The following is a 19577-nucleotide window of genomic DNA, read 5'->3' as shown; positions in this document are numbered from 1 at the left end:
TTATGTTGTCACGTGCTGCCAGTTTCGGGCCGCTCAACCGGATGGCCCGCACCGCAGATCGCGATGGCTGCCGCGGTGGATCACCACAGACCTAACCGCATCATCGATTCTGAACTATTTGACTCCTGGAATCCAATCGGTGCCGGCCAGTGGAACTTTTGCCATGGCGGCGGCTTCCACAGTCAGGGCGACCAGATCTTCCTGTTCAAGATGGTGTACGTTGGACTTACCGCAGGCACGTGCCAGGGTGGTGAGTTCCATGTTGAGCACCCGCAGATAGTTGCTCAGCCGCCGGGCACCGGTCTCCGGTGTCAGCCGGTCCTGCAGATTCGGGTCCTGTGTGGTGATTCCAACGGGACATTGTCCGGTGTGGCAATGGTGGCAGAAGCCCGGTGCCGTGCCCAGTCTGGTGTAGTCTGCTGTTGCATCCACGTCCTGTCCATTGGCGGAAAATGTATCGTGATTGCAGCCCAGGGCCACCAGCACCCCCTGTCCGATCGATACCGCGTCGGCGCCAAGTGCCAGGGCCTTGGCCACGTCCGCCCCCGAACGAATACCACCGGAAACGATCAACTGCACTTCACCCGTCACGTTCATGTCTGACAGGGCTTCCACGGCCTGTGGGACTGCGGCCAGGGTGGGAATGCCGGTGTGTTCGATAAAGACCTGCTGGGTTGCCGCCGTACCGCCCTGCATTCCGTCGATGACCACTACGTCTGCTCCTGCTTTGACTGCCAGTTTGACGTCGTCACGAACTCGGGTGGCACCCAGCTTGATATAAATGGGAATCTGCCAGTCGGTGATTTCCCGCAATTCCTCCAGTTTGATTTTCAGGTCATCCGGTCCGGTCCAGTCGGGATGCCGACAGGCCGAACGCTGATCAATGCCTTCCGGCAGCGTGCGCATCTTTGCCACACGCGGACTGACTTTCTGTCCCAGCAGCATTCCGCCGCCTCCCGGCTTGGCGCCCTGGCCAATCACCATCTCGATCGCATCTGCCTGGCGCAGATCATCGGGATTGAACCCGTAGCGCGACGGCAGGCACTGGTAAACCAAAGTTTTCGACGACTGCCGTTCTTCCGGCGTCATTCCTCCGTCACCGGTGGTGGTCGACGTTCCCAGTTGAGTGGCCGCACGACCCAATGCTTCTTTCACATTGGCCGACAGGGAACCGAAACTCATCCCGGCGATGGTGATCGGGATTTCCAGTTCGACGGGTTTCTTTGCGTACCGGGTTCCCAGCACGGTTTTTGCCACGCACTTTTCGCGGTATCCCTCAAGCGGATATCGCGAGGCGGATGCAGTGAGAAACACCAGATCATCAAATGACGGCACCTGCCGCTTGGCGCCCATTCCGCGGATTTCGTACAGACCGCATTCGGCGGCTTCACGAATATAGCGTATCGCCTGACGATCGATTGAAGCACTTTCTTCGCGGTGAACCGGTCTGGACAAACTCAATACTCCTGATGTGCATCTGCATTCCAGTGATACAGACTGCGAGCTGAGGCGACACGCCTGAAATTTTTGGAATCACAATCAATTTCGGCCGCCGTGAGCAGATGATCCACTTGCTCAAAATCTTCCGCCTGCATTTCTTCTTCCTGAGCATCCGCACCCAGACTGTGAATTTTGCCGCGGACGTAGATTGTTGCTTCGTACAGGGAATCACCGATATTGGGCCCGGCGTCGCCACAAACAACCAGTGTCCCGGCCTGGGCCATGAAAGCCGAAAAATGTCCGACGCTGCCTCCCACCACGATGTCGCAGCCTTTCATGGAAATGCCACACCGTGAAGACGCATCTCCTTCGATCACGACGAGGCCTCCGTGACCTGATGCTCCGGCTGATTCTGACGCATGACCTTTCACACGCACAGTGCCTGACATGATGTTTTCTGCCACGCTCCAGCCCACGTTGCCGTGGATGGTGACCGTGGCCAGCTTGTTCATTCCGCCGATGAAGTACCCGGCATGCCCCAGCAGGTCGACTGTGATCTCGCGGTCCAGTCCGGCCGCAATACTGTGCAGACCGCCGGGATTCAGAATCTCAACACGCTGTGTTCCGCTGTCGGGAAGTTCGTGGTGCAGAATCTGATTGACCTGACGGACATTCAGCTTTGACAGATCCAGCTGCGTCACAGAGTCCATGAGTAGATTTGTTCCGGGGCCGGTTCGAAAACGTCGGCCTGTTTGATATCAGGAAGATGCGCCAGCGCGCGAAATTCAGAGGCCACTGCAATGTAACCGTCGGTTTCGGCGACGACGGCCGGTTTACAGGCAAACGCGTCGCGCACCAGAACCATTCGATCGGCCGTGGCCATCAGAAAGGTGAAAAACCCGTCGAGTTCTGTCATCGAGGTTTCAATGGCCTGTTCGAGAGTGTCGCCTTCGCGCATTCGCCACTCCAGAAACCGGCAGCCTGCTTCGGTATCGTTGTCCGTTTCAAATTCAATCCCGCGGCTTTCCAGCCTGCGACGAATGCTGTACGGGTTGGAAAGCGACCCGTTGTGTACCAGACAGAAATCCTGACCGGCCGTGTAGGGGTGAGCGTGTGCCGGAGAAACGGCCGATTCGGTGGCCATTCGCGTGTGCCCGACAGCATGCGTGCCTGTCAGTTGGGGGAAGTTGTATCGCGCAGCAATTTCACTTGGAGTCCCCTCGTCCTTGTACATTTCAATTGCATGGCCGGTGGAAATTAAATCCACCTCCGGGTGAGAAGAACTCAACCACTGTTTGAAGGTGTCGACGTCAATCGACGAAACCTGTGCCGCGTGTTTTTTGGTGAAACGGATCGATCCGGTACTTTGAGTGTCACGTTCAAATCCGTCATGAAACGACGGCCAGTCGAAATCAGCACACGATGAAAACAAACCGAACCGAGTCTGTTCCGGGTTCGGCAGCGGGTGAAACACTGCCAGACCTGCCGAATCCGGGCCACGCGTGCTCATGCAGTCAAGCATGGGTGTAACCAGTTGGCCCAGACTTTCCCGCAATTCACGGTTCTTCAGCAGCAGGCCGACAATTCCACACACAGTGTGCTCCGGGGATGTGATGATGAAGGTCGAAAGTCCGCAGGAAAAGTTTCACGATTGGACATATAAAAAAGTGCGCACCGCCAACGTGCCCATCGTCCCGAGGTGTGACCGGTAGGAAGTCACCCGGTTGACCCGACAGTCCGAAATCCAGGCGGAGCCTCATGGTACGGTCGGTATGATTACTTTCAAGTCGCACCGCTCGTTTCAACTCACTCGAACATTGCCCCGTCGGTGAGGCTGTGATGTTGTTTGCCGGTACTATGTCAACCAGCCACCGCGGCACTCAATTTGCAGGATGAATTGTCCGGACCGCGGGGTTATGCTGATGGTAAGTCTCTGAAACTGTTGATACCGCAGCCACATTCATTGCGCCCCTGCCGGGGAATCACCGATGCCTGATCCCGACGCCTCTGCCAATTCACCTGGCTCTCTGCAGCAGCAGATTGATGCGATTTGCGATCGTTTTGAAGCGGCCCTCAAAACCGATCCGTCCGCAAAGATCGAGGACTTTCAGGAATCACTGCCGGGCGACAACAACCACGAACTGCTCAAAGCTCTGATCGATCTGGACATTCATCACCGGCGAGCTGCGGGCGATGACGTGACTCCGGCTGATTACCAGCCGCGGTTTGGCAAAGCGTTTGCTGAGATTCAGGATTCGCTGTTTTCTCCCGCAGATCTGCCCACGATTGAGCCGAATTCCTCCTCCGCTGCCCGGCCGGCCCAGGCGGCAGCGTCAGGGGCTGTTGCAGGCGGTTATCAGCCGTCTCAACGGATTGGCCCGTACAAGCTGCTGCAAAAGCTGGGTGAAGGCGGGATGGGTGAAGTTTGGATGTCCGATCAGCTGGAACCCGTTAAACGACGGGTGGCTTTGAAGCTGGTCAAATCGGGGATGGACAGCAAGCAGATGATCGCTCGGTTTGAAGCCGAACGTCAGGCTCTGGCCATGATGGATCATCCGCATATTGCCAAAGTACTGGACGCAGGAATCACGGAAGACGGGACTCGCTGCTTTACGGCGAAACGCTTCAACGTCCATGAAATCGCCGGGTGAATCCGTTAGTTCTGTGAAAATCAGAAAAAACAAACAACGATCAGGCTGTGGTTGGTCATTAGACTGTTCGACTTGCCGAAGCAGGACGGGTTGTCAATTTGCTGAACAACGGGCGTGAGAGATGAGGAGTGGTCTTTGGGGCTGCCGGTTGGGCGCGATCGCTCCGTGTGCGTGAGGCTGAGGTTCTCAGAAAGCGAGCCACCACGACAAACATTGTTTGAGGTATTTAAGAAATGCGAAACCGATTTTTAGTGGTGCTGCTTTGTGTTGGCTGGGTTGGTTGTGGCGAGGGTGAACCCGTCAAGGAAGAGAAGATTGAACCGTTGAGCAGTTGGAAGCTGATGCCGCGATTCAACTGCTGAAAGACGGTAAAGCGGATTCTGTTTGGCCGTTACTGAGGCACAGTCCGGATCCGACAGTTCGCAGCGACATTATCGATCGGCTTGGTCCGTCCGGCGTGAGTGCGGAAACGATCATTTCCCGCTACGAACAGGAATCGGATGTGAGTATCCGTCGTGCTTTGCTGCTTTGTCTGGGGCAGTTTGACTTACCCGATTCAGACCGTCAGGTGTTGATTGAGCAACTTCTGGATGCTTACCGGAACGATCCGGATGCGGGCCTTCACGGGTCGGCTGAATGGTTGCTTCGTCGTTGGGGAGCGTCGGAACAGCTGGCTGTGATTGATGCGGATCTTGCTCAGCCGGCCGCACAGTTTTTTTCTGCCGACGACAATGTCCGCGAGTGGTTTATCAACAGTCAGGGGCAGACGTTTTCCGTACTTGAAGGTGGGGAATTTCAGATGGGTTCTCCGGAAACGGAAGCCAATCGTTCAGATAATGAAATGTTGCATCGTCGCGTGCTTGACGGTCACTATGCGATTTGTACGAAAGAAGTGACGGTATCCCAGTGGCTCACGTTCATCAGTGATGTGGGCTTGCGGGATGAACGTGAATTGACCGGTGATAGCAGCGATGACTCACCGGTGGTGGAAGTGGATTGGTATGAGGCAGCGCATTACTGCAACTGGCTAAGTGAGCAGGAAGGGATTACGGAGTCTCAGTGGTGTTATGACCCCAATACAGAGGGCGAGTACGGAGAGGGTGTGCGTGCTCGAGATAATTTTTGGGAGCTGAGTGGTTACCGATTACCGACGGAGTCTGAATGGGAGTATTCGTGTCGTGCCGGTTCAGAAACTCGTTATCACTTTGGCAATCCTGAAGCTCTGCTGTCTGGATATGCGTGGTACGATGAGAATAGTGGATGTCAGGTGCATCCCGTGGGCGTTCTGTATCCGAATGACAAAGGTCTTTTCGATATGCATGGGAATGTATGGGAGTGGTGCTCAGACTGGTATTCAGAAGAATATGGGGGAGGAGTAGTCACGGATCGTACAGGCCCTTCGTCAGGCTCGAACCGGATGAGCCGGGGCGGTAGCTGGAACGACAATGCCAGGCTTTGCCGCTCGGCGCTCCGCATCAGGTACACGCCGGACCGACGCAACAACCGCCTAGGCTTCCGCCTGTGCCTGAGTCCGTCCGTGGCCGGAGGCCGGTGAGACTTCGTCCGTCGCGGAAGCCTGGGGGTCGCGTGGCGGAGCCGCGACAGCCGGGCCTGCATGCGTGACGTCGTTCGTCTGCTCACAGAGGCCGATCGGGTTTGAGTCTGATCACGGACGCCGGACGGTCCCGGACCGGCGGTCGAAGCGGGAGCTTCGACACGCCACGAGCGCCAGACTCGTCTGATATTTTTACGTCACCCACAAAAGTCGCAGCGGGTGAGCGGTGTGCAGTCGTAACGGCTGGTCAATGAATCTGTGGAGTGCACCCACGGTTCTCTAAATTGCATAGTCCGGAGATCCGGTTAGAGTGCCGTCTGAACGCCTCGTCAGCACCCGAACATCGCGTCTGAAGGAGTGTCGTCATGAAACGATTGATTCATGAAGGTGGCATGTACCAGTCAGCTGGATTCGGCGTGCTTGGTGCTTTCTGCGTTTTTGTGATCTACCTGTTGGCTCTGCTGAGCCGTCAGCTCTGGGGGATCCGGCTGCCGATTGAGGGTGTGTGGTGGCTTGTTACTGCCGCCGGGGTTTTCTGCCTGGGGTTTTTGGGCTGCGAACTGCACCGGCGAGGCATCGCAGAGCGACAAACGGGGCTGGAGTCCATCGGATGTCTCCGCCTGACGTCTGAAGAAAACCAGTGGTTCTGCGAACAAATCCAGGGTTTGTTTGCTGCAGGCCTTTCGCAGATCGACCCGTTGGCAAAATATGTCATCCGTGAGGGGACGACACTCTATTTTGCAGATGTCACGGAAGTCGTTCGCCGCGGAAGCGGAGATGACTCAGGGGAATATCGTTCGTCAACCGTGTGCCTTGTTCAGAATCGCGGACTTGTGCTGCCCGTGTTTGAGTTGAACCCCGTCAGCAATCCACTGCGTGTGGCGGGCCGGCTGCTTAGGCTCACCCTGCAGCCTGCAGACTGTCGTAAATTTGAAAATCTTTATGACATCGATCCGGCAACCGACGACCGTCTCCCGCCGGAAGTGTGGGTTTCGGTTAAGCAGTGGCTGGCCCATGTTTCGTACGGGGATCGTTACCCTGCCTGGACCTTGAGAGCAAATGGCGGTCATGTCCTGCTGTACCGCCAGGGGAAAGTCTTTTCTGTTCGCGAATTTAACGGACTGCTGGCAGGGCTGCTGGTCTTCGCAGACATCTTCAGCGTCGAACAGTCCACGTCGAGTGAACCGGAACACAGTGGCATTGACCTGGAAAAAACGGTTCAACGTTTTCCGTTCGGGAAGGCGGCTTTTTCTGCTGAGAGTTACCGGTCTGTGCTGTCACAATCGCCGCCCCGCCAACTTGAGCGGGAATGGAAGAAGCTGACCGCCGTGCATGCGTTTCGCCTGGTCCTGTACGTTTTGTTTTCCGTATTGGCAGCCGGGCTGGTGGTGGGGGAACTGGCGGTTTCTCCTGTCGTATCCGCGGTTGTGTTTATGGGCATTGTCAGTGCGATCAGCGGCTTCGCGTTTGTGCGGCATGTCAGTCGCCCTCGTCGGGCCCGACGGTTGCTCGAACTTGGCACTTTGGTCTACGGACAGATCACTGGGTTTGCTCCCACGGGGAATTACAGCAGTGACCGGATGGAATACCGCATCGACGTTCAGTTTAAAATTGATGACAAGCCGCAAACCGCCCGGTGCCATTTACTGTTCAGTTCCTTACACCGCGGTGCCGCCGATTCCCTGGTGAACTCGAACCGGCAGATGGCGATCCTTTACGACGAATGTGCACCGGACCGGATCCTCCTGCCGCAGCTTTTTGTGTTCACTCGTTGATCTCGCCGTTTTGCGTCTCCATTCGGGAGTTTTCCAGACCCAACATACGGCCGGGAGTTTCCACCGGGAGCAGCGGCAGTGGAATTCGCAGCGGAACTTACACGGGCCTGCGAACCGACGATGATCACCAGCACGTCTGAATTTGAAATCGAATGCTGCCCCCCGGAGGATCAGCCGCCGTTGTTGTTGAGTGCGGTGTCAATGATGTGTTCGTATCGTGAACGAGCTTCGGAATAAACCGACAGCACCGACTGTCGTGCGTCATCATCGGGAAAATGATCCGAGTGAGAATTGGCAATTTCGGCGAGTCGATCGATCCAGCGAAGCATGTATCGGGCATCTTCAGCTGATGCGGTGGGTTTGTTATCAACAGAAATGTAGATCGGACTCGTATGTGCCTGCCGAAGCAGTCCGTGCGGAGTTCGGTACAGAGCGCGGGACGCCACCCAGCCACTGTGTTGTGCCGACAGAGTGAATTCCAGGGTGTTTTCCACCACGAATTGTTCTGCACCCGGCCGGGGTTCCGTGTTCTGCAGGCTGCGGGAGGCCACTGTGCGTCCGTTGTGAATGATCTGCAGAGATTCCAGCCGTTCCCGGGATTGCACGGTGGTCCGGACCGAAATTTGCGGGGACTGATTTGAATTGACGGCAATCGTGTCGCCAATCGTGCTGTGATTGGCATTCAGAGTCAGCATGGGGCCGGTGGTGGCAAACGTCCGGCCGGTGCGAATTGCGGTCCACATTTTGTCGGAGGTCAGTGGTCCATCGATTTTTGCATAAACCAGGTTGTACCCGGTTGGCACGCCCATGACTCCCACCGCGGATCCTCCGGAGACTCCCAGTCTGAAACCACAGTTCAGAAAACGATAGTAGAGTGCGTTGGTGCGATGAAAAAGGCCATCGCCCACAGCCGCATTGGATTCACCGGTGGCCAGAGGTCCGATCATGCCCCAGCCTCCGGGAACGGTTCTGCGACGATTGTAATGGTTGTGGCACACCTGAATGGTGTCGAGCATGCCCAGTGCTGCTCCCACCACCGTTTCTGCCCAGGAAGGTTTGTCACTGTCGAACACGGCCTGCGGGGAGTGGCGGCGGGCCACACGACACAGTTCTGCGTCGGTTGGAAAATGTTCGCCGTTTCGTTTTGCGGTAACGGGGTGATTCAGATTGTAAAGAAAGGTGGCTCCGATGGTGGCTCCCGGATCGGCTTTGTGGGTGATCCGTTCGATCTCCATGTTGTTGCGTGTGATCAGGTGATGACTGTCAACCTCGATCGGCGCGGTGAACGATTTGTCGGGCCAGGCTTCGTGCCAGGGTTCTCCCTGTCCGCGCAGCCAGTACGTGAACGAAGGAATCAGGTGAACGTCGTCGGCCAGTGACAGCTGTTTCAGGACCCGCGGGTTGTCGAATCCAAGATGCACGTGCAGATCGGCCGAGTACCATCCTTTTGCCGGCATATCAATCCAGCGGCCGATCTGAATGGTCTTCGTGACGGTCTCATCCTGTGAAACCACCACGTCCACATCCTGCGGCTGGAATTCTTTGCCCTTTTCCACATGCACCACGGCCGGACCGGCCGGGACCTGCATGGTAAATGATCCGTCACAGCTGAAACTGCCGTCGCCTGGGTAGGGTGTGGCCGTATCGGGATCGGACGGTTCGTACAGGCGTCTGTCACCCACTTTGACCCACGCTCGTGCGGGAGTGAGATTGCCCTGCTCGTCGACAATCCGGATGGCCACCCGACCTTCGGCCGCCCTGGTTGCGGCCGGGAACAAAACAACTGCGATCATCGGCAGTGTCAGGCAGATGCGAGTACAGTTGCTGTGCAGCATGATTTTTCTGTCCGGATTCGGGTGACGATTGAAGTTTGCCGTTGTTCGCTTTGGCGGTGGTTTGTTTTGGGGGTGATTTGCTTTGGCGGATCAGCAGCGTGCGGGAGTCACGGTGGTTATGGTGGTCACGGCGGTTATGGTGGACTGCAAACCCGATGGTTGGGATGTTCGAGTCCTGATCAGGCGATGATTTCTTTGACGATTCGGGCTTTGGTGACTTCGGGGTCGGTTAAACGTTCGGCTCGTCCGTTGTGGACGTACGACAACTGCGTGTGATCGATGCCCAGCTGATGCAGCAGTGTGGCGTGCAGATCGGGGACACTCACACGCTGTTCAATGGCTGCGTAACCAAATTCATCCGTCTGTCCCATTTGATGTCCGGAACGAAATCCTCCTCCGGCAAGAAACAGACTGAAGGCGTGGCGATTGTGGTCACGACCGTTGGCGTTTTCGGTGATGGGCAGGCGACCGAATTCTCCGGTCCACAGCACAATCACATCGTCCAGCAGTCCGCGCTGCTGAAGATCGGTGATCAGTGCGGCGCTGGGGCCGTCGACCTGGGCACAAATCTGTGGCAGCTGTCCTTCAAGATTTTTGTGATTATCCCACGGCTGATTGGAAGGGTTCAGCGGCGGGAAGACCTGCACGAATCTCACCCCGTTTTCCACCAGGCGGCGTGCCATCAGGCACCGAAGCCCGTAGGGAGCCGTGGTGGGGTTGTCGAGTCCGTACAGGGTTCGTGTTGTTTGCGATTCCCGGGCAACGTCCAGCACGCTGGTGGCTTCCATCTGCATGCGGGCAGCCAGTTCGAAGTTCTGAATCCGGGCATCCAGTTCGGAGTTGCCGGGGTAGCGTTGCTGGTGTCGTCGGTTCAGGTCGGCCAGCAGTTTCAGGCTTTGCTGCCGCGATTCGGCCGACACGGATTCGGGACGATCCAAATGATGAACGGGTGTCCCGGCGGAACTGAATTCGGTTCCCTGGAAGATGGACGGCAGCCAGCCACTGGCCCAGACCATTTTTCCGGACGTGTTGTAGCCGGCGGGGTCACGCAGAACCACATAGCCGGGAAGGTTGTGGTTCTCACTGCCCAGGGCGTAGCACACCCACGATCCCATCGCCGGTCTTCCGGCGAACGTTTTGCCGGACTGCATCATGTTGATTGCGAACGGGTGGTTGTTGTTTTCGGTGTACATTGAGCGGATCAGACAGATGTCGTCAGCGATGGACGCAATCTGCGGAATCGTTTCACCCAGATTCATTCCGCATTCACCGTGCCGACGAAAGCGGAACGGGCTTTTGAGCAGGACGTTTTTGTTTCCCAGCTGAAAGGTTTCCACATCGCCAGGATGGGGTTCACCGTTGCGCCGTGTGAGTTCGGGTTTTTCATCGAACAGGTCCATTTGCGACGGACCACCGTTTTGAAAAAGCTGAATCACGGCTTTGGCTCTGGGCGGCACGTCACTCCGTCGGGGCGTCAGCGTGCTTGGCAGGGTGGACGAGTGGGCGCCCAGCAGCCCCTGTTCGTTCATCAGACCTGCCAGTGCCAGTGAACCAAAGCCTCGGCCTGACTGGACGAGCATATCGCGGCGTGAGGATGACGTCTGCATTCCTGAAAGTGTCCGGAGGATCAGTGGATGTAAAGAAATTCGTTGGTACACAAAAGCATGTGACACAGTCCGTCCAGGGCTGCGTCGGAATCAGCTGTGTGCCGGGATTTAAAATAATCAGTGCATCTCTGCAATTCTGTAGTGTCAGGCGGCCTGGAAAGGATCAGTCGAAACGCCGCATCAATCTGTTCGGAGATATCGTGTTCCGCCCGCCTGCGAATGCGTCGGGCGGCGGCAGCCGCATTTTCCAGCATAAAGCTGTCATTGAGCTGAGTAAACGACTGCAGCACGGTGGTGGATGTCATGCGTTTCGTGCAGTTGACGGGCATAATGGGAGAATCGAACACTTCCATAAATTTGAGCGGATACACGCGTCTGGCGAACACGTACAGGCTTCTGCGGTGATGACTGGTGGGGGTGGGGTTTTGTTCAATCCGCGACAATCCGTCGACCGGGGTGGTGACCATCACCGATGGTCCGCCGCGGGTGCTGTCCAGTCGACCGCTGACGGCCAGGATGCAGTCGCGAATGATTTCTGATTCCATTCGCCGCAGTGGCATGGTTGCCAGCAGCCATTCACCTGGTCTGTCAGGCATTGTTTCGTTTGCTGCCGGCAGTGACGACTGCCGATAACTGGTAGATGTCATGATCTGTTTGTGGAGACGTTTGAGACTCCAGCCGTGTTCGATGAAGTCCACAGACAGCCAGTCCAGCAGACGGGGATGGGTGGGCAGACTGCCCGTGTGTCCAAAATTGCCGGGGGTGGCCACGATTCCGGTACCAAAATGATGATGCCACACACGATTCACGATCACGCGTGCGGTCAGCGGATGTTTCGGGTTCGTCAGCCAGCGGGCCAGTGCCAGACGCAGTCCGGTGGAATCATTACCTGTTTCGTCGGGCCGCCGGACCGATTCGCTGTCCTGAGACAGAACTTCAGGAAACCCGGGCTGCACAACCATCCCGGCTGCTTCGACCTGTCCTCGTCGCAGGATGCGGGACTGAGGCATGGTTTTTGTGTCCCACAGGGCCTGAATTTTTCCGTAAGACTGTTTGGTCTGTTCCAGCTGTTGAATTTGTTGGGTGAGTCTGCTGACGGCCGCCGTGTCGTTTGATTCTGCTTTGTCACGTGTTTTGGTCAATTTCTCGATTTGCTTCCGGACGGTCTCATTGTGAGTGTCGATCTGTTTTCTGCGTTTCGCGGAAACGGTTGGCAACCAGCGTTCCTGAGGAGTGAGCCAGTCGTGAGGATTCAGCGCGGGTTCCAGGAACGCCATCAGCCGGTAGTAATCCCGCTGAGGCAGGGGATCGAACTTGTGATTGTGGCAGCGACAGCATTCGATGGTGAGTCCCATGACGGCTGACGTCAGCATGGTCATCGTGTCAAAAACAACTTCATATCGTTTAGCCAGTCCGTACTGAGCTTCGCTGGTGGCATCTTCAATGCTGCGAAAGAACCCGGTGGCAATGAGTTTCTCCGACATTTCGGGGGTCAGTTCGTCCGCATTTTTCCAGTCGACAAGCTGGTCTCCGGCCAGTTGTTCTGTCAGGAACTGATCGTACGGTTTGTCGGCATTCAGGCTGTCGACCACATAGTCGCGATAACGCCAGATGCCTTCATTGGGATAGATCGTGCCCAGATCGCCGTCGAACAGGCGATTGTCTACATAGCCCACCGCATCCAGCCAGTGTCGACCCCAGCGTTCGCCGTATCGTGGTGATTCCAGCAGACGGTCGATCAGCAGATTCCAGGCATTCGGCCTCTGATCGGCCAGGAAATCCTCAAGCTGTTCGGGGGATGGCGGCAGGCCGGTCAGGGCCAGATGGGCACGCCGCAACAGAGTGGCATTGTCAGCATCCGCCGCGAATGAGGTGTGATTCTCTTCCAGTTGTTTCAGCAAAAAACGATCAATGGGTGTTCGCACCCGGTGTTCCATGTGTACCGCAGGGGGGACTGTTTTCACAGGTGTCTGAAATGCCCAAAACTGTCGGTCGGATTCGCCAATCATTGTGCGCGGCGGCAACCGAACGACTGTTTCCTTTGCCGGGATCCCCGCCTGAATCCATCGACGAATTGTGCTGATCTGATCTTCTGTCAGCAGATCCGTTTGGTCGGGAGGCATTTGCTTTCGAACGATCATATCCAGCATCAGGCTGCGTTCCGGGTCGCCAGGTACGACTCCATGACCATTTTCGCCGCCCTGCAGAGTCGACGTGGCTGTCCGAAGATCGAGCTGGGCTTCCTGTGTCTCGCTTCCGTGGCAGTCCAGACAGGCTTCGGCAAAGATTGGCAGAATGTCGTCTTCGAATGTTGGCGTGGGCAACGTCGAGGGATTGCGAGAGTCAGTCGCGGGATGATTCTGCGCACGTTGCTGGCTGTCGCCATCGGCGGGTGCCGGCAGGTTGAATGCCAGGCAAAACAACAGCAGGTACATCATTTTCATGTTGGTGGGCTTTCTGTGACGGCGTCCGCTCTGTCGGTATCTTACCGGTCGGAGCGATGAAAACCGAACGATGTTCTGCATGCGGGGTACCTGAATCGATCACAAATTCTGCGGAACTTTCGGTTTCCGGGGTCTGGTTCCGAGGCCGTTTGTGGCCACCTCGGTTCCTTGCATCGCCGGACCCCCTGGTGACCCTCTCAACAGGGGGTCGGTTCTGCAGTATTCGCCGGTTTGTGAATCGGAGAACCGGCAGGCTTCGCCGGTTTCCTGGGACCAGTGACGGGCCCCCGTGGACTGCCATTGGTGGGTTGGGCCATCGTAAGTATCCTCCGCGACGCATTGCGGCCCGGCTGCCTGGTCAGAGCTGTTTTATTTGGAAGAATCCACCCTGGTATTTGTCATATTAATGTAGGACAAACTCATGAAATCACGACTGACATGTTTGCTGCTGTATGTCAGCCTGATTCTGCTGCCCGGTTGCGCACGACTGTCCAATATGATGGCATTCAATGGTGTTTCCGATGTTCCGAAATTGACCGAACCCGTTTTGGACGATGAATAGCTCCACAGCCTGTCTCTTCGCGAGTTTTTAGTTCAATGCGGTACTTTGTTTCTCTGCTGCTGATCGCTCTGCTTTCCGGTTGTCAGTACAACCGGTCATTCCTGAATATGAACAGCGACAGTGGTGTCCCGTTTCTGGGGATGCAGCTGTCGGTGGATGCCGGTGACACAAATCGGAAACATATTTCCAGGCAGCTGGCCGTCCGGCCTGTTTCGACTGACACCACGACGTCTGAGTCGACACAGAAAATGGCTTCCGTGTTGACTCAGAAAACAAAGACGGCTCGAGCTCAGTCACCCGACCGATTCTCCCCCGACAGCATGAAACCCCTGCTGACGTCAGGCGAATATCGTAATCCGCTGGTGACCGCAGAGTCCGGCGAAAACCCGCTGATGGCAACGGGTCGCCGATTGGTTTCGTTCTGAACAGTCGCAATTTGCGGATTTTCACGGGTTGGTTCGGTGATGAGTGGCTGCAGGGTGTCGGCACACAGGTAAGACGGCCTCCCCCGTGCTGAGCTCAACAGCATTGCCAAATGCAGCTGGTCTGTTCGCCTGATCAACACCACATGAGAATTCAGTTTGTCTGGATTCCCTCCTGGTTCAACATGTCTATGATGCAGGTTTTCCTGGACCATCGTTGCATCTGGAAACAGCTTTGTTCTGACAGAGGCCCGTTATGTACAATCGCACACGACTCATGGAACTGATTTGCGAGCGTGCTCTGCAGTTCGGTGATTTCACTCTGGCGTCCGGCCAAAAATCTTCGTACTACCTGGACGGAAAGCAGGTGACCCTGCATGCCGAAGGTCTTCTGCAGATTTCTGAGGGAATCCTGAGCCTTTTGCGTGGTGTTGATTGTTCCGGATTTGGTGGAATGTCGATTGGCGCCGATCCGATTGTCGGTGGAGTCCTCACCGCTGCTGCCGCGCAGAATATGGAACTGCGTGGATTTTTGGTACGCAGGGAAGCCAAGGGACACGGTACTAAAAAATATGTCGAAGGGCCTGTGCAGCCGGGTGACCGGGTGGTGATTGTTGATGACGTGGTGACCACCGGCGGCAGTTCGCTGGAGGCCGTGGACCGAGTCGAGGACTTTGGCTGTAAGGTCGTTCACGCGATTGGCATTGTGGACCGGCTGCAGGGCGGGCAGGAGGCTTTTGAGGCTCGTGGAATTCCGTTTTCAACTTTGTTTACTGTCCAGGACTTTGGCATCGAGGTCCCGCCACGATAGTTGGCCACAGCCTGTGTTACGATTTCTGCTGCCAAATGCCGGTCGGATTCAGCATTTCGGTGTCCGGCATGGTGGACTGGTGCTGCAGTTGGATAGACTGCTTGATTCTGCCGGCGGTCAGCTTTCCTGCCGTTTTTTTCACGCACTCCTGTTAACAATCGTTGGCTTCTCATGATTGTCAGTCATAACTGGCTTGCTGAATATATAACTCTTCCCGATTCGGTCGACGATCTTACGGATCGCCTGACGATGTCGGGTCTGAATCTCGAAGGCCTGCAGCCGGTGGGCGATGATCTGGCGATTGATCTGGAAGTCACCAGCAATCGCCCGGACTGTCTTGGGCATATCGGTGTTGCCCGGGAAGTTGCTGCATTGTTCAACACGCCGCTCAGCATTCCTGCGGCTGAGGTGGCGGAGTCCAAAGATGCCTGCTCAAGTGCCGCTTCCGTACGGATCGACTGTCCGGACTTGTGTCACGAATATCATGCTCGTGTGATTCAGGGAGTCAGCATCGGCCCCAGTCCGGACTGGTTGCGAGATCGGCTGGCGGCTGCCGGGATCAGCAGTGTCAACAATGTGGTCGACGTGACGAACTATGTGATGCTGGAATGCGGTCAGCCGCTGCATGCTTTTGATTTCGATCAGCTCAACGGGTCATCGGTGATCGTACGACAGGCCCTCGACGGTGAAAAAATCACGGCGATCGATCAGCGTGATTATCTGCTGCCGGCTGAGGCCTGTGTGATCGCGGATGAAGTGGGACCGGTGGCGGTTGCGGGTGTGATGGGCGGATTGGAAACCGAAATTTCAGACGGCACGACCAATGTCCTGATTGAAGTGGCGTCTTTTGACCCGGTGTCCGTTCGGTCAACGGCACGGACACTTAAACTGCACAGCCCGTCCTCGTATCGGTTTGAACGTCGCGTCAATCGGCAAAATATGGACTGGGCCTCTCGTCGCTGCTGCGAACTTATACTGCAGACTGCCGGCGGGCAGCTGTTAGCAGGTTCGGTGGTTGCCGGAGACCGTAAACCAAAGTCTGTCCAGCCGGTTACTTTGCGATTCCATCAAATCAGGCGGTTGCTGGGCATGGAAATCCCTGCTGATGAGTGTGTTTCGATTCTCAGTCGTCTGGGACTGGAATGCACGGATCAGTCGGAGACCGAAGCTTCGTTCCTCATTCCTGACTGGCGACTGGACATCACCCGCGAATGCGACCTGATCGAAGAAGTGGCCAGAATTCACGGTTACGACCGGATACCGGATGACGCCATGCTGCCGGTCACGGCGACGTCTCGCAGTCGGCGCGAACAGACAGGGGACCGAATTCGTTCGCACCTGACAGCCTGTGGTTTTTTTGAGGCGCTGACGCTATCGTTTGTCAGTGAGGCGACTCAGCTGCTGTTTCGCCCGCGAGGAGATCGACCCGTTGTGGCGGTCGATCATTCCACCCGGAGTCTGGAAAATCAGCTGCGGCAGAGTCTGGTGCCCAGTTTACTGCAGTGTCGTCGCCAGAACGAACGGACTGGCACCCCGAATGCGGAGTTGTTTGAGGTGGCTCGGGTTTACCTTTCGGCCGGGGATGGAAAACCCGAACGGGAAGCAGAACCCATGACGGTGGGAATGGTGAGTGGTCGGGATTTCCTGGGGCTGAAGGGTGTTGTGGAGACGCTGGTGCGGGATTTGATTCCAGGGAGTTTGCTGACCACTCAGCCGAGCGATGTCCGGGGGCTGGCTGACGGACGGGGCGCACAACTGACTCTGAACGGGCAACCACTTGGTTATATGGGAGAACTGGACCGGTCCGCCGCTGATCAGCTGGGATTACAGAGCGGCGTTTCCGTGGCCGAACTCGACGTGATGCTGCTGGAAGAACTGTATGAGCCGCATCGTCGTTCAACGCCACCTCCTCGATTTCCCGGGATTTCGCGGGATTTGAATTTTGTGCTGGCGGAAACGGTGAACTGGGCTGAACTGGCTGACGTGGCTCAGGCTGCCGGTGGTAACCTGTTAACCAGCGTGTCATTTGGTGGTCAATACCGTGGAAGTCAGATTGATGCCGGCTGTAAATCCTATGTACTGAGTGCCGGTTTTCGGGCTCCCGACCGGACTCTCACTGCTGACGAAGTTGATGCAGCCGTTGGGAACATTGTCACTGCCTGTCAGGAAAAGCTTGAAGCTCAGTTGCGATGACCCACAATTTCTCTCATACAGCTCGCACGGACACAGATGCCGAAAACGCGAGCGATCACCAAACTGTGCACCTCATAACGCCAGCGAATTTCATCGGAAGACATGATTCGTCGTCTGCTCAAATCCAAAATCCATCGTGCTACTGTCACTGAAGCTGATCTCAACTATGAAGGCAGCGTCACGATCGACGAGCGTCTGATGCTGGCCGCCGGAATAGTCGACTATGAGCAGGTTGATATTTATGACATTACCAACGGCAATCGACTGACTACATATGTGATCAGGGGGCAGGCAGGGTCCGGAGTGATCTGTCTGAACGGAGCCGCTGCCAGACTGATCGGAGTCGGAGACCTTGTGATTATCGTTAGTTATGCCGACTTCCACGAGAATGAGATACCTGGCCACCAGCCGGTCGTTATTGTGGTGGACGAGAATAACCGGCCTTGCCGCTGAGATCTTTGGAAGTCGAACCGGGTTGGCGTGGCCCGGAATGCGGGTGTCTGACGTTGATAGATGCTTCAACGTGATTAACAGGATTCTGTTACCGGCGATTTTGTCAGGCCAACAGAATCATACGGGGGAATCGGTTTCCGGCCTGGTCAGACATTTGTCAATCTGTCGCGCGGCCTGACGGAGCCGCTGTGTGTTTTCCACAATGGCCAGTCGCAGGCAGTTTTCTCCGTCTTCACCAAAACCTCGGCCAGGACTGACGGCTACTCCGCCTTCGTTGAGCAGTTTCATCGCAAATTCAATCGATCCCATTTCTCGCCATTCTTCCGGCATTTCTGTCCAGACGAACATTCCGGCCTTCGGGGGCGGGACATTCCAGCCCAGACGGCCCAGGGCTTCGCACAGAGTGTCACGGCGATGCTGATATTCGCGGGTGATGCTTTCCACGGCAGCATCGCAGTGTCTCATGGCCACGATCGCCGCGATCTGAATTGGCTGAAATATGCCGTAGTCGTAATAGCCTTTGATCGTAGCCAGGGCACGCACCATTTCCTGATTGCCACAGCAGTAGCCGATTCTCCAGCCGGCCATGCTGTAGCTTTTGCTCATCGAGGTGAATTCGACTCCAACGTCAATGGCACCCGGAGTCGCCAAAAAGCTGGGAGCTACGTATCCGTCGTAGCAAATGTCGGCGTATGCAAAGTCGCTGATCACCAGAAAGCCGTATTTCTTTGCGAGCCTGACGAGGTCAATGTAGAAATCCTGTTCGATGACCGTGGCTGTCGGATTGTGGGGAAAATTGACGATGACGACTCTTGGTTTAGGAAACAGGTTTTCACAGGTGTAGGCCACATTGCGCAGAAAATTTTGCGGGTCACGGGTATCCAGAGTAATCACATTGCCGGATGCCAGCATTACGGCATAAACATGAACGGGGAACGACGGGGAGGGGACAATCGCCGTATCACCAGGCCCCATGAGCGCCATGCACATGTGGCTGAAGCCTTCTTTGGAACCGATACAGGCCAGCACTTCGTCATCGGGGTTCAGCCGCACGCCGTAGCGTTTCCAGTAACGTTTGGCCACTTCTTTGCGGAGGTTGCTGATCCCGTTACTGACCGAGTAACGGTGGTTACGCGAATCCTCAAGTGCTTCCTCGATCTTATGAACTATCAGCGGATCAGGAGGATCAGTGGGATTCCCCATTCCAAGGTCAATAACATCGACACCTTCCACTCGCAGCTGGTATTTGCGCTGATTGATGGCTCCGAACATGTATGGTGGCAGTCGGTTGACGCGATCCGCGACAGGGATCGCAAACGGGCTGTCTTCAAACAGAACATCAGATTCGCTGCGCATGGTTGTCTCTGATTGGTGACATGACCTGTTACCTGGTGAAATCTGAGGTCGCGTCAGCCACCTGAAGTGCCAGTGTGATCTGTACTGATGATGTCGCGGTCCTGCTGTTGACGCAGCCGGGACACGGTCAGCTGGAGAAGTTGAACTCTCCAGTTGCCTCCGCAATTCTACCGATCAGTCAGCCTGCGTGCGATCCCGGCCAGGGTGTTGGGAATTTGGAACGGTAGCCTCCCGTGTGCTGTCTGTGACTAACGAACACAGCCGACCAGGGGAGGGGCCGGGTGAGTAACCGGAGCATCTTTGGCCTGACTGAATTGTCCGTGCTTCATCAGGTGTGTCCGGTAACCTGCAGCGTCTTCCAGCAACGGCCGGATTCCGTTGTATTTACGTCCGGTAACAGGCTGGTCCCGGGAAGCCACAGAAAGCCGGACGGCCCGGCCCTGATCACCCGCCGGGCTTCGCTCGTCTGATTC

The 19577-nt window shown here is 56.2% G+C and carries 15 protein-coding genes; 8 read left to right on the top strand and 7 right to left on the bottom strand.

Annotated elements, in window-relative coordinates:
- Window positions 1-114: 114 nt before the first annotated feature.
- The 3 genes from MK110_00160 to MK110_00150 are packed head-to-tail and all read right to left on the bottom strand — an operon-like array spanning window position 115 to window position 3034.
- Entirely contained in the window at window positions 115-1455 is a 1341-nt protein-coding gene (locus tag MK110_00160) for an FMN-binding glutamate synthase family protein (protein ID MCH2209684.1), read from the bottom strand.
- Between the two features lie 2 nt (window positions 1456-1457).
- Window positions 1458-2150 (bottom strand): hypothetical protein, encoded by a 693-nt coding sequence (locus MK110_00155; protein MCH2209683.1) that lies wholly within the window; start codon window positions 2148-2150, stop codon window positions 1458-1460.
- Window positions 2138-3034 (bottom strand): hypothetical protein, encoded by an 897-nt coding sequence (locus MK110_00150; protein ID MCH2209682.1) that lies wholly within the window; start codon window positions 3032-3034, stop codon window positions 2138-2140. Before MK110_00150 ends, MK110_00155 begins: the two co-directional genes overlap by 13 nt.
- Window positions 3035-3428: 394 nt before the next feature.
- On the opposite strand from MK110_00150, the gene MK110_00145 reads away from it, so the two are divergent.
- From MK110_00145 to MK110_00135, 3 genes are all read left to right on the top strand, one after another.
- Window positions 3429-4091: a protein kinase gene (locus tag MK110_00145; GenBank protein MCH2209681.1), complete on the top strand. Its 663-nt coding sequence runs from the start codon at window positions 3429-3431 to the stop codon at window positions 4089-4091.
- A 331-nt stretch (window positions 4092-4422) separates the two neighbouring features.
- Complete coding sequence (locus tag MK110_00140; protein MCH2209680.1) at window positions 4423-5646, top strand: SUMF1/EgtB/PvdO family nonheme iron enzyme; 1224 nt, start codon at window positions 4423-4425, stop codon at window positions 5644-5646.
- Window positions 5647-6011: 365 nt separating this feature from the next.
- Window positions 6012-7421: a hypothetical protein gene (locus MK110_00135; GenBank protein ID MCH2209679.1), complete on the top strand. Its 1410-nt coding sequence runs from the start codon at window positions 6012-6014 to the stop codon at window positions 7419-7421.
- 170 nt (window positions 7422-7591) lie between these two features.
- Here the strand turns inward: MK110_00135 and MK110_00130 are convergent, their stop codons facing one another.
- The 3 genes from MK110_00130 to MK110_00120 form a co-directional block, all read right to left on the bottom strand.
- Complete coding sequence (locus MK110_00130) at window positions 7592-9256, bottom strand: CehA/McbA family metallohydrolase (protein MCH2209678.1); 1665 nt, start codon at window positions 9254-9256, stop codon at window positions 7592-7594.
- Between the two features lie 179 nt (window positions 9257-9435).
- Complete coding sequence (locus MK110_00125; GenBank protein MCH2209677.1) at window positions 9436-10863, bottom strand: DUF1501 domain-containing protein; 1428 nt, start codon at window positions 10861-10863, stop codon at window positions 9436-9438.
- Between the two features lie 20 nt (window positions 10864-10883).
- Window positions 10884-13307: a PSD1 and planctomycete cytochrome C domain-containing protein gene (locus MK110_00120; protein ID MCH2209676.1), complete on the bottom strand. Its 2424-nt coding sequence runs from the start codon at window positions 13305-13307 to the stop codon at window positions 10884-10886.
- Between the two features lie 421 nt (window positions 13308-13728).
- On the opposite strand from MK110_00120, the gene MK110_00115 reads away from it, so the two are divergent.
- From MK110_00115 to MK110_00095, 5 genes are all read left to right on the top strand, one after another.
- A complete protein-coding gene (locus MK110_00115) occupies window positions 13729-13869 on the top strand; it encodes a hypothetical protein (protein MCH2209675.1) in 141 nt (46 codons plus the stop codon).
- Window positions 13870-13904: 35 nt separating this feature from the next.
- The gene (locus MK110_00110; GenBank protein MCH2209674.1) at window positions 13905-14294 is read left to right on the top strand and encodes a hypothetical protein; all 390 of its coding nucleotides are present in this window, start codon (window positions 13905-13907) and stop codon (window positions 14292-14294) included.
- A 253-nt stretch (window positions 14295-14547) separates the two neighbouring features.
- On the top strand, window positions 14548-15102 hold the full coding sequence (gene pyrE, locus MK110_00105) for an orotate phosphoribosyltransferase (protein ID MCH2209673.1): 555 nt from the start codon (window positions 14548-14550) through the stop codon (window positions 15100-15102).
- A 171-nt stretch (window positions 15103-15273) separates the two neighbouring features.
- Window positions 15274-17295, top strand: coding sequence for a phenylalanine--tRNA ligase subunit beta (gene pheT, locus MK110_00100; protein MCH2209672.1), 2022 nt, complete (start codon window positions 15274-15276; stop codon window positions 17293-17295).
- A 102-nt stretch (window positions 17296-17397) separates the two neighbouring features.
- Window positions 17398-17748 (top strand): aspartate 1-decarboxylase, encoded by a 351-nt coding sequence (locus MK110_00095; protein MCH2209671.1) that lies wholly within the window; start codon window positions 17398-17400, stop codon window positions 17746-17748.
- 117 nt (window positions 17749-17865) lie between these two features.
- On the opposite strand, the gene MK110_00090 is transcribed toward MK110_00095, so the two are convergent.
- The gene (locus tag MK110_00090) at window positions 17866-19104 is read right to left on the bottom strand and encodes an aminotransferase class I/II-fold pyridoxal phosphate-dependent enzyme (GenBank protein ID MCH2209670.1); all 1239 of its coding nucleotides are present in this window, start codon (window positions 19102-19104) and stop codon (window positions 17866-17868) included.
- Between the last annotated feature and the right edge of the window lie 473 nt (window positions 19105-19577).

It is taken from the genome of Fuerstiella sp., assembly GCA_022447225.1.
Taxonomy (GTDB): Bacteria; Planctomycetota; Planctomycetia; order Planctomycetales; family Planctomycetaceae; genus S139-18.
Note: the sequence above shows the minus strand (reverse complement) of the source record. Positions and strands in the feature narration are given on the sequence as shown.

What these genes read in the sequence shown, in the direction of transcription:
- MK110_00130 (MCH2209678.1), bottom strand. Translation starts at nt 9,256, where the DNA reads ATGCTGCACAGCAACTGTACTCGCATCTGCCTGACACTGCCGATGATC.
- pyrE (MCH2209673.1), top strand. Translation starts at nt 14,548, where the DNA reads ATGTACAATCGCACACGACTCATGGAACTGATTTGCGAGCGTGCTCTG.
- MK110_00125 (MCH2209677.1), bottom strand. Translation starts at nt 10,863, where the DNA reads ATGCAGACGTCATCCTCACGCCGCGATATGCTCGTCCAGTCAGGCCGA.
- MK110_00120 (MCH2209676.1), bottom strand. Translation starts at nt 13,307, where the DNA reads ATGAAAATGATGTACCTGCTGTTGTTTTGCCTGGCATTCAACCTGCCG.
- MK110_00110 (MCH2209674.1), top strand. Translation starts at nt 13,905, where the DNA reads ATGCGGTACTTTGTTTCTCTGCTGCTGATCGCTCTGCTTTCCGGTTGT.
- pheT (MCH2209672.1), top strand. Translation starts at nt 15,274, where the DNA reads ATGATTGTCAGTCATAACTGGCTTGCTGAATATATAACTCTTCCCGAT.
- MK110_00095 (MCH2209671.1), top strand. Translation starts at nt 17,398, where the DNA reads ATGATTCGTCGTCTGCTCAAATCCAAAATCCATCGTGCTACTGTCACT.
- MK110_00090 (MCH2209670.1), bottom strand. Translation starts at nt 19,104, where the DNA reads ATGCGCAGCGAATCTGATGTTCTGTTTGAAGACAGCCCGTTTGCGATC.
- MK110_00135 (MCH2209679.1), top strand. Translation starts at nt 6,012, where the DNA reads ATGAAACGATTGATTCATGAAGGTGGCATGTACCAGTCAGCTGGATTC.
- MK110_00145 (MCH2209681.1), top strand. Translation starts at nt 3,429, where the DNA reads ATGCCTGATCCCGACGCCTCTGCCAATTCACCTGGCTCTCTGCAGCAG.
- MK110_00115 (MCH2209675.1), top strand. Translation starts at nt 13,729, where the DNA reads ATGAAATCACGACTGACATGTTTGCTGCTGTATGTCAGCCTGATTCTG.
- MK110_00155 (MCH2209683.1), bottom strand. Translation starts at nt 2,150, where the DNA reads ATGGACTCTGTGACGCAGCTGGATCTGTCAAAGCTGAATGTCCGTCAG.